General features: G+C 63.0%; 10 protein-coding genes and 1 tRNA gene. 7 read left to right on the forward strand and 4 right to left on the reverse strand.

From position 1 onward, the window contains the following. Positions 1 to 12 precede the first annotated feature (12 nt). On the reverse strand, positions 13 to 1197 hold the full coding sequence (locus tag EA187_RS04930) for a 3'-5' exoribonuclease YhaM family protein (RefSeq protein WP_115602629.1): 1185 nt from the start codon (positions 1195 to 1197) through the stop codon (positions 13 to 15). 289 nt (positions 1198 to 1486) lie between these two features. On the opposite strand from EA187_RS04930, the gene EA187_RS04935 reads away from it, so the two are divergent. The 4 genes from EA187_RS04935 to EA187_RS04950 all read left to right on the forward strand — a co-directional run bounded on the left by EA187_RS04935 (position 1487) and on the right by EA187_RS04950 (position 8149). Beyond that, a complete protein-coding gene (locus tag EA187_RS04935) occupies positions 1487 to 3742 on the forward strand; it encodes a serine/threonine-protein kinase (RefSeq protein WP_127779367.1) in 2256 nt (751 codons plus the stop codon). Between the two features lie 161 nt (positions 3743 to 3903). After that, positions 3904 to 6195 (forward strand): protein kinase domain-containing protein, encoded by a 2292-nt coding sequence (locus EA187_RS04940; protein ID WP_127779368.1) that lies wholly within the window; start codon positions 3904 to 3906, stop codon positions 6193 to 6195. Positions 6196 to 6395: 200 nt separating this feature from the next. Then, complete coding sequence (locus tag EA187_RS04945; RefSeq protein WP_206524188.1) at positions 6396 to 7235, forward strand: lysophospholipid acyltransferase family protein; 840 nt, start codon at positions 6396 to 6398, stop codon at positions 7233 to 7235. Then, entirely contained in the window at positions 7232 to 8149 is a 918-nt protein-coding gene (locus EA187_RS04950; protein ID WP_115602625.1) for an SDR family oxidoreductase, read from the forward strand. The genes EA187_RS04945 and EA187_RS04950 overlap by 4 nt, the downstream gene beginning before the upstream one ends. A 28-nt stretch (positions 8150 to 8177) precedes the next feature. On the opposite strand, the gene EA187_RS20305 is transcribed toward EA187_RS04950, so the two are convergent. Then, positions 8178 to 9806: a hypothetical protein gene (locus tag EA187_RS20305; RefSeq protein ID WP_164856000.1), complete on the reverse strand. Its 1629-nt coding sequence runs from the start codon at positions 9804 to 9806 to the stop codon at positions 8178 to 8180. A gap of 204 nt (positions 9807 to 10010) precedes the next feature. Here EA187_RS20305 and EA187_RS20310 point away from each other — a divergent pair, with 204 nt between their 5' ends. Next, positions 10011 to 11138, forward strand: coding sequence for a tetratricopeptide repeat protein (locus EA187_RS20310; RefSeq protein WP_164856002.1), 1128 nt, complete (start codon positions 10011 to 10013; stop codon positions 11136 to 11138). A 79-nt stretch (positions 11139 to 11217) separates the two neighbouring features. Next, positions 11218 to 12336: a LysM peptidoglycan-binding domain-containing protein gene (locus EA187_RS04965; protein ID WP_127779372.1), complete on the forward strand. Its 1119-nt coding sequence runs from the start codon at positions 11218 to 11220 to the stop codon at positions 12334 to 12336. 402 nt (positions 12337 to 12738) lie between these two features. Here the strand turns inward: EA187_RS04965 and EA187_RS04970 are convergent, their stop codons facing one another. Together EA187_RS04970 and EA187_RS04975 are read right to left on the reverse strand one after the other, a co-directional pair. Continuing rightward, positions 12739 to 13506: a J domain-containing protein gene (locus EA187_RS04970; RefSeq protein ID WP_127779373.1), complete on the reverse strand. Its 768-nt coding sequence runs from the start codon at positions 13504 to 13506 to the stop codon at positions 12739 to 12741. Between the two features lie 168 nt (positions 13507 to 13674). Next, positions 13675 to 13748, reverse strand: a tRNA-Met gene (locus EA187_RS04975). A gap of 315 nt (positions 13749 to 14063) precedes the next feature. On the opposite strand from EA187_RS04975, the gene EA187_RS04980 reads away from it, so the two are divergent. After that, positions 14064 to 15392, forward strand: coding sequence for a penicillin-binding transpeptidase domain-containing protein (locus EA187_RS04980; RefSeq protein ID WP_241250176.1), 1329 nt, complete (start codon positions 14064 to 14066; stop codon positions 15390 to 15392). The last annotated feature ends 15 nt before the right edge of the window (positions 15393 to 15407 follow it).

Genomic DNA, 15407 nt, shown 5'->3' on the forward strand with positions numbered 1-15407 from the left:
CCTGCAGAGGGGTTATTCGCCAAAAAGGCTAAGGTTGTTGTCATCGGCACGGCGAGTGCGCGACTCCGAGCTCCGGCCGCCGGCCGGGTCGGTCTGCGGCGCCTGGCCATCACGACCGTCGGACGGGAACGCCGGCGCTCCGGGTACAAGACCGGGGCCGCGCGAGGCGTCGCGGGTCAGACGCCCCTCGTGCTCCCAGCGACCTCCCACAGGTGGCGGCGCAACAAACATAAAACCTTCCAGCGCCCGGCGGTAATCCGACCAGCCACCGGCCCTCTCGTCACCGGTCATCAGGGGTTCGCAGGCATTCCAGCACATGTTCATGCGGCTGTCGATGAGGTCGAGGAAATGCAAGATCATCGCCTCGGCAGTGCGTGGTGTGACCGGTGATCCGTATTCAAGCCTGCCGTGGTGACTGAGCACCAGGTGCTTGAGGTGCGTGACAAGGTCCGCATCCAGAGGCGGCTCCAACCCGCGTGCCACCTGACCTACAATCTCGGCACCGCGGGCGATATGGCCTACCAGGCGTCCCTCGGTGGTGTAGTCGAAGCTGCGACGGTAGGAGAGCTCTTCGATCTTGCCCATGTCGTGCAGCACGACGCCTGCAACGACCAGATCGCTGTCGACAAGCCCGGGGTAATAGGTCTGGTAGTGGCGGGCCATCTGAAGGCCCAGGCGCGCCATGGAGAGGGTGTGCTCAAGCAGTCCGCCCAGGAAGTTATGGTGGTTGGTCACCGCCGCCGGCGCCTGCTTGTAGCGGGTGGCGAAGTTTTCGTCGCCGAGCAAGGCGTTGAGAAAGCGTCGAACCTCAGAGCTCTCAATGTTGCTTTCGATCAGCTCACAAAGCTCGTCGAAGAGCAGGTCAGCCGACCAGCGCGAATGCGGCATATAATCGGCCAGATCGACGCTTGCATCGTCCACGCGCTCCAGATCATTGAGTGTGATCTGGAGGCTGTCGCGGTAACTGCTTACTCGCCCCCGGATTGCCACGAAGTCATCGATGTCAGCGCGTTTGTCGAGCACCAGCGCGTTGTCCCAGGCGCGCACCTCAATGGTGCCCGTGCGATCCTGCAGCGTCATGCTCAGGTAAGGATCGCCGGAGCGCGTCTCCCGAATGCTCTTGGCAGCGAGCAGAAAGGTGGATTCCACCACCGAGTTGTCTTCAAGATCGGCAATAAACACTTTTGAGCGGACCATCGAGGCGCTCCATCTTCAGAGGTACATGTTTGGCGTCCCGGCACGGATGCGGGGCGATTGCTCAGCGTCACCGGCCCGGCATAGCACAGCGAGGAGGGGCAAAAAAGTGCGCGCTCCTTCGTATGCCGATCGCGTTTGCCCCCGTGGCGCGTGGCTTCCGACGTCGGGCAGCCGAATTGTTGATCCCGGCGTCCGGCGTGGCAGAATAGGCGCGAGAACGCCTCGTCCGAGTGTTGTTTGCCCGTGATTAAGAACAGGGATTGTTCGGGACGGCCACCCAGGAAGCACCTTGAGTCAGGATGACGCCCAAAACCCGCGCCCGCGCCGCGATACCTCGCCGGTCCATGATGACCCGGCCCGGGATTCTTCGCCCTTGACGATGCCCTCGGATAGGCCGCGGGAGATCGCCGCTGGCGAGGCGCGCCAGATCGTCAAGATCTGCAAGAGTTGCATGGTTTCGCAGAAGAGCGGCGGCGGCTACTGCGTCAAATGCGGCGCGCCCCTTGTGCCCATCCGAGCGGTGAAAGACAGCTGCATCGGTGATGTGGTCGGCGGGAAGTTCAAGATCATCGAGCCGATCGGCTCCGGCGGGATGGGCGATGTGTACCTGGGGCTTAACGAGAAGCTCGGCCAGCGCGTCGCGGTGAAGTTCCTCAATCAGAAGTTCACCTCCGATGAGCGCATTGTGTTGCGCTTTCTCAATGAGGCGCGCTCCTACTGCAAGGTCAACCACCCCAACGCGGTGACGCTTCTCGAGTACGGTCAGCATGAGAACGGTGCGCTCTATTTGATCACCGAGTTTATCGACGGGAAGAGTCTCACCGAGGTGCTTCGCGCTCAGGGGCCGCTTGAGCGAGAGAACGTCGTCTCGATCGGCCTGCAGGTCTGCGAGGTGCTCCGGGCCGCCCACGCTCAGGGTGTGATTCACCGCGACTTAAAGCCCGATAACCTGATGTTGATGCCCGCGCGCAAAGGCCGCTTTGCGGTCAAGGTGCTCGACTTTGGCATCGCCAAAATCGCCGACGATGATGATGCCCCGATGACCGAGACCGGCTCGATCTTCGGTACGCCGGAGTTCATGTCGCCGGAGCAGGCCAGGGGAGATGTCGCCGACCCGCGCTCGGATCTTTATGCGCTGGGCGTGATGCTCTTCTTCATGGCGACGGGGAAGTTGCCTTTTAAGGGCAAAAATAAGTTCGCGATCCTGAATAAGCAGCTTCACGATGCTCCGCCGCTCCCCAGCCTGGTCCGCCAGGGGGTGGAGGTGGACGAAAACCTCGAGGCGGTGATCTTGCGCTGCCTGGCCAAAGATCCCGCCGAGCGCCCGGCAGATGCCGAGGCGTTGGCCGAACTTCTGGAATCGGTGGAGGCTGGCGAGCGTGTGGCGGTGCCGCAGGGTGCCCGGGAGGCCGGGCGTACGGCGGCGCTCAAGCGCCAGGCTGCCGAGGCTCAAGGTTTGGCCGAGGCCAGTGAGGGAAGCCAGAGCGCCGATCTTCTTGATGAGGACGTCTCCAGCCCGAAGATCAGCGGTGAACTTCACCTGGAGAGTGGCCCGGTGGGACCGGTGGAGATGAGGCTGGATTCCGATCCCATCCCCGTCTTTCGGGCCGAGCTTACCTCGGAGCCGAATATCGAGGGTGAGGAGGCGTTTGCCTTCGGCGGTACCGAGGCCCCCTGGCCGCCGCGGCGCCGAAACCGTCAGCGCTCCCCGGCGCTGGTCGCCGCACTGAGCACCGTCGCGGTGGTGGGGCTGGCGATGGGGTGGAGCATCTGGCGAAACACCCAGGCTCCGGCCGATGTGGTCACCCAGGCCAGTGCGGAGGTCGGAAACGGGCAATGGGCGGGAATTGAAGCGGCGGTCGGCTACCTGATTGAAGCCGGTCAAATCGAGGAGGCGCGTCAGGCGCTGGCCGCGGCCGCGAGCGACGATGTGCGCGCTGCCGCCCTTGAAACGCGCATCAACCGCGTGGCTAATCTTGAGCGCCAGCTCGGCGCGGCCCTTGGAGCCCGACAATGCGAGCAGGCTCGCGAGCATTACGAAGCACTGCTGGCGCATGCTCCCGGTGCAGCCACCTCGAAGTTTGAAGCCGTGGAAGCCTGCGGCAAGACATCGGCGAAAGCTCCGGCGGCTGTGCGACCGCGGCCCCGGCCGCCGCAAAGCCCCGATCGGCAACCTCAACAGGAAGTCTCAAAACCTCCCGTCGAGCGCGCTCCCGAGCCCGAAGTTCCTGTCCTGCCCGCTGAAGAGCACTCGCCGGAAGCCCCGCTGGATGCCTCTCCCGTGGATGAGGCGCCGGTCGACGATGCCCCTGTCGATGCCGTCCCGATTGAAGCCCCCCCGGGCAGCGAGGCGCCGGTGGATGAAACTCCAGATCCCCGGAGTGACGATGCGGGAGAGCCTCCAGAAGATTCCGACTCCGCCCATGAAAGCGCTGAGGATGCAGGGCAGGCTGCGGATGAGGTGGAGTCGGCATCTTCGGACGATGAGGACGCCGATACCGGGGTGTCCGAGGATGGTATGGCGCTCCCGCCGCGTCAGCTCTAAAGAGCGCTCAGCCTTGAGTTGCGCGTGCGAGACCAATTTGCTAATTCGTGCAATTCGTTTGTCTGTACCCAGAATGCGCCCCGATTTCGCCAACCTGCCCCTCGAGGCGGGGGCGGACGATACGGGCGCTTAAGCCCGGAGATTCCGGGAGGTAAAAGACCGTGCTCTGTCATCAGTGTGGAAGTCCTGTCGAAGACGACGCGCAGAAGTGCCCCAACTGCGGGGTAGGGCTGCGTCGTGCGCGCCGCAAAACCAAAACCTCGGCCGAAGGGCTGCGCCGGATGACGATGGAGCTGAAGGCTCTCGACGTCCAGGGGCTCTATTTCCCGCCGGGAGAGGTCATTGCCGATCGCTTCAAACTCGAAGAACGCATCGGGGAGGGAAGTTTCGGCCAGGTCTATCGGGCCGAAGACACGCTCATTGAAACCGATGTCGCCATCAAACTTTTCACCACCGATGTGCTTCGCACGCCCATCGATGAGGAGCGCTTCTTAAAGGCGACGCGGGCCGCCCGGGCGCTGACCCAGCGCAATGTCGTGCGGCTGCATGACAGCGGCGTTCACAAGGGGCATCCCTGGGTGTCGATGCAGCACCTGGAAGGGTTGAGTCTCGACAAAGTGCTGAAGATGCGCAGCGAACGCGAGCAGCACTTTGATCTCGATGAGCTTGAGCCCATTGTTCAGCAGATCACGCTGGCCTTGCAGCATATCGGTCGGGACTACCCGCACGGCAACCTCAAGCCTCAGAACATCATCTTGATGCCTGATCTGCTGAAGGTGACCGACTCTTACGTGCTTGCTGCGCTGGCACCGGAGGTCTTTGCCGGTCGGGCCGATGAGAGCCCCTTTGTGGCACCGGAGCTGCACAGCGCCTCGGTGACACCCGATGCCAGGGTGGACGTCTACAGCGTAGGGGCGTTGATCAAAGCGATGGTGTTTGGCCCGGAGCACAGCGCGGGGAGCTATCGTGGAGATTCGCAACTGGAAGCGGTCGACGCGTTGGTGCGTCGTGCCATGGCCTTTGATCGCCAGGATCGCTACGCCTCGGTGGAGGCGCTAAGCGAAGACTTCTCGACGATTGTGGATACGGGACTTCGGCTGGCCAACGCCGGGATGGTCAGCGAAGCGCCGGCAGCACCGCCGGCACCGCCGGCTCCTCCCGGAGCGCCGGGGGCCGATCCTCTCGCGGTGGAAACGCCGATGGATATTGGCGAGCCCCTCGAAGAGGACATCGCCACTGTCGAGGTGAAGCGCTCGAGCCAAAAGCCCGAACTTATCGACATGCTGCCGACCAACGAGGTCGACCGCGACGCCCATTCGGCCGCTCCGAAAGCTCCGAGCGCTCCGGCTCCGCCTGCTGCGCCTCCGGCCGCGCCCGAAGCTCCGATGGCCAGCGACGAGCCTGAGGTCGACGTACGCCCGGCGGTGGTTCCCACTCAGGTGGCTGCAGCGCCAAAGGCCAAAGCAAAGCCGGCAAAAAGCGAGTCGAAGTCGCAGGCAGGGCTCATCGCCGCGCTCGTGCTGGTCGTTGTGCTGGTTGCTGCCTTCGCACTCACACGTGGCGACAAACAGGATAACACCGCCACACCGGAGCCCGTTGCCCAGGCGGAGGAAGTCACTGAGGAGCCTGAGCAGGCTATGGCGAGCGCTCCAGAAGAAAACGCTGATGCCGGTGACGATGACGATGAGGCCGCACGCCAGGCCTTCGCCTCGCTTCTCGCTCAGGCGGAACCCCGGGCAGGAAAGGCCATCAGCGACGCGACCGTCGCGGCTCAAACGCGCGCCGAAGAGCTCGCCGAAGAAGCTCGTCAGGCAGAAGCAGAAGCGGTGGCCGAAACTCAAGCCTCCGCACAAGCGCAGGCCGGCGCATCGACACCTTCCGCCGGAGCAGGCAACGGTGGTAGCGCGCGCCAGCCCTCGCAGACCGGCGGAGCATCGCGCCCGACGCAGCAAGCGTCTCGACCGGCTGCCAACGCTACCAACTGCCCGGCAGGAATGCTTCTTGTTCGTGCCAACGCGGGCAACTTCTGCGTCGACGCCTACGAATACCCGGGACGTGGCCGCACACCGAAAAGCCGCGTCACCTGGTTTGAAGCTCGCAGGCTCTGCGCTCAGGATAACAAGCGCCTTTGCGCCATGACGGAGTGGCGCTCGGCCTGCGGAGGAGCGGCGTTTCCCTACGGGAATTCCTACGATGCCGACCGCTGCAACACCGCTGACGAAGACGGCTTTGAGCGCAGCCTGGCTGCCGCCGGGAGTTTTGCCCAGTGCCGCAGCCGCTCCGGTGCCTACGACATGACGGGCAACGTCTTTGAGTGGGTCGAAGAGCAGCGCGTCGCCGGAGGCGGCTATGACAGCGAGTCGGACGTGGCATCCTGCCGTTACTCCTCGTCCAAGGCCCCCGGCTCCGGCGGGGCGAATATCGGCTTCCGCTGCTGCGCCACTCCCAACTGATGCCCCCGCTGTAGCGATGTGAGTTTTGCAAAGAGCGCGCCCTCGATGAGGGGGCGCTCTTTGGTTTTGCGCACCATGCTCCCCGGGCCGCTTGCAGACCGCACGATGGGCACAGGCTTCCGAGATGAGGTCGCGCATCCAGGGCGGCCCGTGGTATGAGCGCCTGCCATCCGCTGTGATAATGAGGACGGACTTCCATGATGTCTGAAGTGCTGGTCGACGCGCAGGTCGCCGAGGCGATACGTCGTCTCGAACTTCCCTTTAACCGCTACGGACTCGATCCCTACGGCATCTCCCGCGATCATCTTGAGATCTTCTTCTCGATGCTCGCGCCTTTCTATCGAACCTACTTTCGGGTGCGGTGTTTCGGGCAGGAGAACGTGCCGGCGCAGGGGCGAGTGATGGTCGTCGGCAACCACTCCGGTGGACTCCCGGTGGATGGTGCGATGGTGTTGGCCTCGCTGCTCCTCGGTCTGGACTCGCCGAGGCTGGGGCAGGGGATGGTCGAGAAGTTTGCCAACCGCTGGCCCTTCGTCTCCCATTGGTTTAGCCGGGTGGGGCAGTTTACCGGTCTTCCGGAGCACGCCGAGCGGCTGCTCGAAGACGATCGCTGCCTGATGGTCTTTCCCGAGGGTGTCCGTGGCACCGGCAAACTTTACCGGGACCGTTATAAACTGGTGCGTTTTGGAAGCGGTTTTGTTCGCCTGGCGATGAAGACCAACACACCGATTGTACCATTTGCGTTCATCGGCGGCGAGGAGGCCATTCCCACGGTGCGGCATCTCAAGGGGCTGGCAAAGGTGATTGGCGCGCCCTACATCCCGCTGACGAGCTACGGACTTCCATTGCCGCTGCCAGTGGCCTGCCAGATCTTCTACGGCAAGCCGCTGGTCTTTGAGGGCAGCGGGACTGAGAGCGACGAGATCATCCTGGGCCATGTCAATCGGGTGCAAGATGAAATCGCCGCGCTTATCGAGCGGGGACGTGATTGGCGTCGCGGCGCCGTGGAGCGCGGGGAGCTTGAGGGAGGTATGCGATGAAGGTGTTGATCACCGGGATCGCCAGTGCGCTGGGCCGACTACTGACGGCGGAGCTTTTAGGCGATGGTCACGAGGTGCTGGGCATCGACCGCCGCTTCTGGGCGGACGCCCCCGAGGGGGTGAAGATCTTTCACGTCGACGTGCGCAAACGCCCCGCCGAAGAGGTCTTTCGCACCGAGCGCCCCGACGCGGTCATTCATATGGCGACGGTAACGCACTTCACTGCCAGTCCGCAGGAGCGCTACCGCATTAACCTCGGTGGCACGCGTGTCGTGTTTGAGCACTGTGATACCTACGGGGTAAAACAGGCGATCTTTGTGGGACGTCACACCTTCTACGGTGCGGATGCGGAGTCGCCGCTCTATCATACCGAGGAGGAGCCTCCGATGGCGGTGAGCACCTTCCCGGAGCTCGCGGACCTGGTGGCCTCGGATCTCTTTGCGGGCTCGGCGCTCTGGCGCTTTCCGAAGATCGACACCGTCGTGCTGCGCATCTGCTACGCGCTGGGTGATGCCGGCCAGGGCACTCTGGCGTCATACCTGCGCGGGCCACGGGTACCCACGGTGCTGGGGTTTGATCCCCTCTACCAGTTCATTCACGACCGGGATATGGCCCGGGCGATTGCGCTGGCGCTCAACGCCAGGTTGCGGGGAGTTTTCAATGTGGCCGGGCCGCCGCCTGTGCCGCTTTCGTTGTTGATCAAAGCCACGGGGCGCAAGCAGCTCGCACTGCCGGAGCCTCTCTTTACCAGCGCTCTGGGGCGTTTCGGGCTGCCGAAGTTGCCGCCGGGCTCACTCAACCATGTCAAATATCCGGTGGTCGTTGATGGCTCGCGCTTTGCTGACGCCACCGGGTTTGAGCCTCGCTACGACGAGGTTCAAACGATGGACTCGTTTATGTGGGCGGAGTTTTAACGCCGGAGCGTCGGTGTGCGGTGACCTCTCAGTCTTTTGAGGGGCCCGGGATGAAGTGGGCCTCGATAAAGTCCGCGTCGTTGCGCCTGCGGCGAAGGCTTGCCAGGGCATCGTGAGCGGCATGCCGGACCTCCGGATCGTCGTGCTCACCGAGCTCGCTCAATCGCTGGTATGCCGCGTCGCTGGCGCTTCGAGCGAGCAGGGGAATGCGCTGATGTTGCGGGTCGAGCAGGAGGTTGGCGCCGGCTCTATCCAGGGCATGCAGGCCCTGTGAGGCGATGCGAACGAGGATGTCGGCGGCGTGGGATGCGGACTTCGCTTCGTCGCCGGAGGCAATGGAGATGAGCCGGTTGAGCTGGTCATCGGGCCAGGCCTCGGTGGCGCGCAGGCTGAGGGTATCGAGAAGTTCCAGGGAGGCGACCTCCAGTGGTCGATGCTGGCCTGGGAGGTTGAGCGCAACGATGCCGAGCGCTCGGAGCTCGGGCGTGGGCTCCTGCTTCGCATCGGTTGGAATGCGGCGAGCTACGGCGCGTAAGGTCCAGGCAAGGGCCATGACGACCGGAGCGGCGCCGGAGTGCTGGATGCGTTGCACGCTGATATCGGCTGCGCGGATGACCCGCTCCAGGGTGGCGTCCTCGAAGCTGCCAGGAAGATGCGCCAGGGCGCGAGCCGCGATTTCGCGCGTCGCGGGATCCGACTCCAAGAGCATGCTGACGAGCGCGCGCTCGACCTGCGGATCCTCGGGGCGAAGCGCAAGGGTGAGGGCCGCGCCGGCGTGCCGGGCCAGCGTATCAGGGTGGGGTAGGGCGCGACGAATCGCCTCCAACTCCGAGGCGCTGGCCGGTGGAGAGGCGCAGCCAGCGAGCGCCTGCAGCGCCAGCGTGAAGCGATCATGGTCTCGCGATTGAAGGTGTTTTTGGAGGGGAGCGCGCGCCCCTTCGTCCGGCGACGCAATGAGGATCTGGAGCGCCTGGTCGATCGGGCCTTCGTTGCGCTTAAGGATGTCGCAGGCAATGTCGGCGCGGTCCGGCCGCCGCCTCCATTCGCGCACCAACATTCGCCGGCGCGGTCCGGCCGACGCGATGAGAGCGTCAACGAGGTCTCCGCTCGCCCGAGGTTGCTCGCCATCAAGCGTCAGGTCGCCCAGGGCTTCCAGCGTGGCGCGAACATCCGCGGAATTCGACGTTTCCAGCGATGCGCGAAGGCTCTCCACATGCATGGCGGATCGGGCGTCGCCCACGCGCTGAAGCATGCGCAGGGCCCCGCCAACCACCTCCGGATCACGATCTTCGAGAAGATCTTCGGAGAAGGCGCGCGCGCGACCCCTCAGCGCGCTGTCGTCGTCGGCATGCTCTTCCACCAGCCGTTGAAGCAGGGCCATCGCCAGGGTTCGCCCGCTTTGCTCCTCGATAACGTTGGACGCATCGAAGATGTAGCGCATCAGCGCCAGAGCGGCCGAAGCATCCACGCGGGAACTGAGCCAGCGAAGAAGAGCGCGGTGAACCCGCGGGCTGAGAAGCCCCAGGCTTGCCAGGGCAACCTCCCGGGCCTCCTCGCCACGGGCGCTGAGCGTGGCCAGAATCTCATCCTGATGGATGGCGTCCGGGTGATCGAGACGAGCGATCGTACGGGCAATATCGCCGCGAGAATCGGGCATGACGAGGGCTCCGGTGGGGATGAAAAAAGCTGGCGCGAAGCTGGAAATCTCCAGTATTTATGCGGCCATCGTGGACTTTCAACTTTCTTGACACGATCCGGGCCCATGTTAGCATCGCAGCTGTCTGCATGTCAGCACAGCACCTATCAGACGCCGAATTCTTGCGACGAAGACCCCGGGAGAAAGGGGCGTCAGGAGGCTTTTTTGTCGAAGCACACTCTTCAGCACCGAGCGCATCGTACGGGGCATCGTGCCCGCGCGGTGGCGGCCTACCTTTTTGGTCCGACCCTCTTTCTGGGCGCCTGCGCCCAGCAGCAACCCGTGGAAGATGCACTCACCCGGGCGGAGCTCGTCGAGGTCCAGGAGCGCGTGGAGGATGTCGAGCGCACCAATGGACGGCTGACCGTTCGTATCGAAGAGATGGAGCGCCAGCTGGTGCTGATGCAGGACCGCGTGGAGGCGAATCGCATCGTCTTGCAGCGTCGTGGTTATCTGCGCAACAGCCATGAGGCCTTCGCGCAGGCGGAGCCCTCACGGCCTGCGCCCGCGCCGGAGTCCCATTATTCCCAGCGCGCTCCGCAGCCTGAGAGCTACTACGATGGCTACAGTGCCAGCCCGCAGCCACCGGTGGAGCGCCGTCCGGTCACGCATATTCCGCTCTCCGACCAGCAGTCCGGCCGCCAGCAGGCGCCGGTTCAAGAACATATCGAGATCGTGGTCGAAGAGTCTGACGCCAGCGACGACGAGACGGTGGTCTTTACCAACGAGGATCTGGCCGCGTACTTTGGTCAGGAGCAGCAGACGCAGCCTGCGCCGAAGAGCAACACCTCGGGAGGCTCTCGCCGCGCCCAGGCGCCGGTCACCGATGAGCGACTCGCGACGCGTGAGGAGGTTGCACAGGCAGCACCGGCTCCGGCGTCCTCGGCGCCCCCGCAATCCCAGCGCGAGCTTCTGGAACTCTACCAGGAGGCGCTGACCAGCTATCGGGCCGGCTCGTATGGCGAGGCGCTTGAGGGCTTTGAGACCTTTCTGCGCGGGAAACCTCGCGAAGACTATATCGACAACGCGCTCTACTGGATCGGCGAATGCCACTACGGGCTTGGCAATTTCAGTCAGGCAGTCTCCCAGTTTGAGCGCATCCTCACCGAGCTTCCCGGCGCAGCCAAGGTTCCCGACGCGATGCTGAAGATGTCGCTGGCCTACGACCGACTTGGCCAGCCGGGCAGGGCGGTGGACCTTCTGCGCAAGCTCAGCGAAGAGTACCCCACAACAAACGCCGGCAAGCTCGGCATCAAGCGCCTTGAGGAGCATCCCCACCGGGATGCAACGTGAGAGCCGACGTGGCAACATCATCAAAAACGCGATGAATGAATGTCCTCTCTACGGGGCATGACACACATCTGGAGCAGATATGTCGAAAAAGAAGGTCGGACCCAGCCTGCGCCGTGGCGCCTCCCGGGTGATCAACGGTGGGATTATGGCCGCGGTGAGTGTGGCGATCTTTGGGGTGCCACCTCTGCCCCAGGCGCAGGCTCAGTCGCCCAACGTGTACGCCAGCGACCTGCCTGACTACCACGTGATTCGCGAGGGCGACACGATCTGGGACCTCTCCGGAAGTTATTACGGCGACCCCTACCAGTGGCCGCGGATGTGGAGCTACAACGCGCATATCACCAACCCGCACTGGGTCTACCCGGGCGATATCGTCTATCTGCAGGACGCTCCTAAACCGATGGCATCGGCGCAGGGGGCATCACCGGCGGCAACCCAAAATAACGCCCAGACTACTTCCAGCGGTATGTACCTGCCTACCGGCGGCATGATCACTGCCGAAGAGCTGGCCTACACCGGTCGCATCATCGGCTCGCCCAAAGAGGCGACGATGCTCAGCGAGCATGACTCGGTCTGGGTGGGATTCGGAGAGGACGCCTACACCGAGCGCGAACGTGAGGAGATCCGCGAAGAAGAGCGCACCGCCATGGAAGAACAGGAGGTTGCCGTCGGCGACCGCTTCGCTGTGGTGCGCCTTCAGGACGAGATCACCGATGAAGAGGGCAACGCGCTCGGTCAGAAGTACATCGTGCTGGGAAGTGTGGTGATCACCGAGGTCTCTGAGAATCACGCCGAAACGGCGATGATTGATCAGTCCTGGCGAGAGATGGAGCGTGGCGATGTGCTCGTCCCCTATGAGCGTCAGCTCAAGGCGGTGCAGCCGCGGCAGGCCGAAGACGACCTCATCGCTCATATTGTGGATACGCTTCAGCCGGGCTTTGCATTTGGCACCGACCAGTATGTGTTTGTAGACCGCGGCGCCGAAGACAATGTGCGCGTGGGCAACCGTTTCTTCATCTACCAACGCTTTGAAGGGCTGGGACGTCCGGGCGCAGCGCCCGATGACGAGATTCCCTGGCAGCGTGTGGGCCAGGTGCTGGTCGTCGATGTGCGGGAGAATTACTCGACGGCCATTATCACCAAGGCCAGTCGTGAGATTGTGGTCGGTGACCGGCTGGAGATGTACGCCGGCTACTGAGTTTGTGCGAAAGAATCGGGCGTGATGAGACGCCCGATGCGAGAGCGTTCCCGGAGCGAACGCAGTGGCAAGACGCCCGAGGCCGATATGATGGCCCGGGCGTTTTGTCGTTCTGGTCATCCAGTCAAACCACCCAAAACCCGCGAAACAACGTGCGTTGTGAGCGGGGGTTGGGCGTATGTCGCTTCTTAAGGGAAGGGGTGAAGGTTTCGAGACGTCGACATCACATCTCAACTTCGGCCCGTTGGCCCCCCGGGCAGCGCTTCATGTTGACGAGTTAACATAATATACACTATCGGACATTAAGAAGCGGGCAAAAGAGAGGGGCGCAGATGGTGATGCTATGGTGACATCGCCATCTGCGCCCCTGTTCAAAAATATGGGACGCTTTTTATACACGCTTCAGGATGGTTTGATTTTCTCCATCAACTGCGCAAAGAACCCCTTTTTCTTATTCTTACGCATATCCATCAGGCGCAGGCGGCGCTTGGCCTCCACATTGCGGGGATTGTGCTGCATCGCCTGATGAAAGAGCCCTTCGGCCTCGCGTGTGCGGCCGAGCCCTTCGGCAACGACCCCCATGAAGGTGAGCAACCAGTCGCGGTCGGTAAGCTCCATGCTGATCGTGTCGAGTTCTTTAAAGATCTCCTGAGCCCTGGTGCGATTGAGCGGTGTTCCCTCGGCATTCTTCTGGATGAGCAGATACTCGGTGTAGACAAAGTGCGCCCTGTACTCCAGGTCGTCAGCGTTGTTCTCGCTGGCGATTTTGAACTGCTCATGCGCGCCGGCGTGGGCACCAGTCTCAAGCATCTTCTGGCCCTTCCGAAACGCGTTTTCCGCGGTGAGGATGGAGCTGATATCGGTGTTGGCACCGGTGAGTTGAAGATCGTATTCGGCGCGCTTCTCCGGGTCTGTGAGCACCTGGTGGGCGGTGTTGATGGTGGCGAAGATCTCCTGGACGAGCTTTTTATCATCCCCCAGATCATGCGCGCTGAAGCGGTCGACGTGCCACTTCTTGGCGAGCTGGCGAAACTCTTTGGTGGCCTGCTGCTTGATGATCGCGTCATCGAGTCCACTCGCGAGTCCCAGAAGATCGTAATAGCTGGTCTCGGCCAGGCTCTGATGCATCTGCCGAATCTCGTGGCGTACGGCTTCGGTATCTTGACTCATGCTGGGGGCTCCTCAGGGGAAACGTCCGCCAAAACTGGCGGTCTGACGGCGAATTCAAGCGCCCGAAGTCTACTGAATCGTGTGTGCAGTGACAACGCGTCATGTCGGGCGCCAAAAGACCAAAAGAAAAGCCCCTGCAGCGCGGGGGCTGCAGGGGCTTTTCTAAAGTGGCTACGCAGGGACTTGAACCCCGGACCTAGCGGATATGAGCCGCTCGCTCTAACCAGCTGAGCTACGTAGCCTTGGGAGTGTCTGCGGTGTTTTTACCGCCGACGTGGCGCAGATAATTAGGCCCTTTTGGGGGGGGCGTCAAGACTGTTTTTCAGTCTTGGTGCAATTTTTCGCAAGCCGGCCAGAAATTCGCGGGAGGAATTTGACACTCGGTTGTTCCCGGGTACAACGGAAGTCCCCGTCTGGGCACAGAAAATTACACATGAACTTCATTCACACCGAATCGGCGACGCTTTATGAAAAAGCCAATCTCAGGACGAGATCGCGTCTGGACCACGATGGTCACCACCGCCGCGTTAACTTTCGGGGTCGTAGGAGCGACCGTGATGACTGCCGGGGCCAGCCCCCCGGTGCAAGAGGTTGAACGCGCCCAGCAGGTCGCCGAGCGGGCTGCGGCCACCGACGGCGCCGTGCGCACGTTGCGCCTGAGCGCGGCGCGCGAGGAAGCACAGGCGCAGGCTCGCCAGCGCGCGGAGCGCCTGGTGGGTGTGGCGAGCAGCTTTGAGCCGGTGGTATTCCCGGCTCTTCCCGACAACTGGGTGGCTGCCGGTCTTGATATCTCCAAAGCGGAGGTCGTGGGCGATAAACTCATCCAGACACTTCCCAGCGGTGCGCGTGTGGTGCTCACCCTGGATCCGGAGTTGCAGTCCTACCTCGATCAGATGCTTCAGGCCAATCTCGTGCCCCACGGCGGCGTGGTGCTCATGGAGCCGCACACCGGCCGTGTGCTCGCCATGGCCGAGAACTCCCGTCGCGGGCAGGAGTTTGATCATTTTACCCGCCAGGCGCAGGCCCCCTCGGCGTCGGTTTTCAAGATCGTGACGGCCGCGGCACTCCTTGAGGGCGAAGGCGTCGATCCTCACCAGGAGGTTTGCTACCACGGGGGCACCCGGGGGCTGACCGTACGCAACATCGAGGGAAGCCCCGGGCTTGATAACCGCTGCAACGATCTTGAAGGCGCCCTGGCCTGGTCGATCAACTCGCTGATCGCCAAGCAGGCTTTCAACAACCTCTCTGCCGACGAGTTGTTGGCCTGGGCGGAGCGCTTTGGCTACAACCAGGAGATTCCCTTTGAGCTCCCGGTGCAGGTCAGCGAAGCCTACCGGGTTGAAGATCCGCATGAGCGTGCACGGGCGGCAGCCGGCTTCTGGCACTCGCACCTGAGCCCGATTCACGGCGCGATGATCGGCGCGGCGATGGCAAATGAGGGGGTGATGATGCGCCCCACCCTGATCGACCGCTATGAAGCACCCGACGGCACGACGCTCTATGAGTTTGAGCCGACGGTTTTCCGTGAGGTGATGACGCCGCAGACCGCGCGTAAGCTCAGTGAGATGATGGTGACCACGGCCGAGCGTGGTACGGCGCGTCGCTATTTCGGTCAGAACCGCCTTTTCCCGCGCTCGGTGGAGGTCAGCGGCAAGACCGGCACGCTCTCCAACCAGGAGCCCTTCCTACGGTTCACCTGGTTCGTTGGCTTTGCCCGTCATAAAGAATGGGAAGGCGATCGTGGTGTGGCCGTGGCCGGTCTGATGGCCAACGATCCGGCCTGGCACCTTGTGGGGCCGCAGGGCGCCAGTGAAGGTCTGCGCCGTTACTATCAGCTCGCCAGTGAGCGTCGTCGAACTATCGATGAGGCTGTTGCCTCACGCTGAACGAAGCTGAAAAGC

Source organism: Lujinxingia sediminis (assembly GCF_004005565.1).
Classification (GTDB): Bacteria; Myxococcota_A; Bradymonadia; order Bradymonadales; family Bradymonadaceae; genus Lujinxingia; species Lujinxingia sediminis.

Bases quoted from the DNA above. Each gene is read 5' to 3' on its own strand.
- EA187_RS04930 (WP_115602629.1), bottom strand. From the start codon at position 1,197: ATGGTCCGCTCAAAAGTGTTTATTGCCGATCTTGAAGACAACTCGGTG.
- EA187_RS04945 (WP_206524188.1), top strand. From the start codon at position 6,396: ATGTCTGAAGTGCTGGTCGACGCGCAGGTCGCCGAGGCGATACGTCGT.
- EA187_RS04950 (WP_115602625.1), top strand. From the start codon at position 7,232: ATGAAGGTGTTGATCACCGGGATCGCCAGTGCGCTGGGCCGACTACTG.
- EA187_RS20305 (WP_164856000.1), bottom strand. From the start codon at position 9,806: ATGCCCGATTCTCGCGGCGATATTGCCCGTACGATCGCTCGTCTCGAT.
- EA187_RS04965 (WP_127779372.1), top strand. From the start codon at position 11,218: ATGTCGAAAAAGAAGGTCGGACCCAGCCTGCGCCGTGGCGCCTCCCGG.
- EA187_RS04970 (WP_127779373.1), bottom strand. From the start codon at position 13,506: ATGAGTCAAGATACCGAAGCCGTACGCCACGAGATTCGGCAGATGCAT.
- EA187_RS04980 (WP_241250176.1), top strand. From the start codon at position 14,064: ATGACTGCCGGGGCCAGCCCCCCGGTGCAAGAGGTTGAACGCGCCCAG.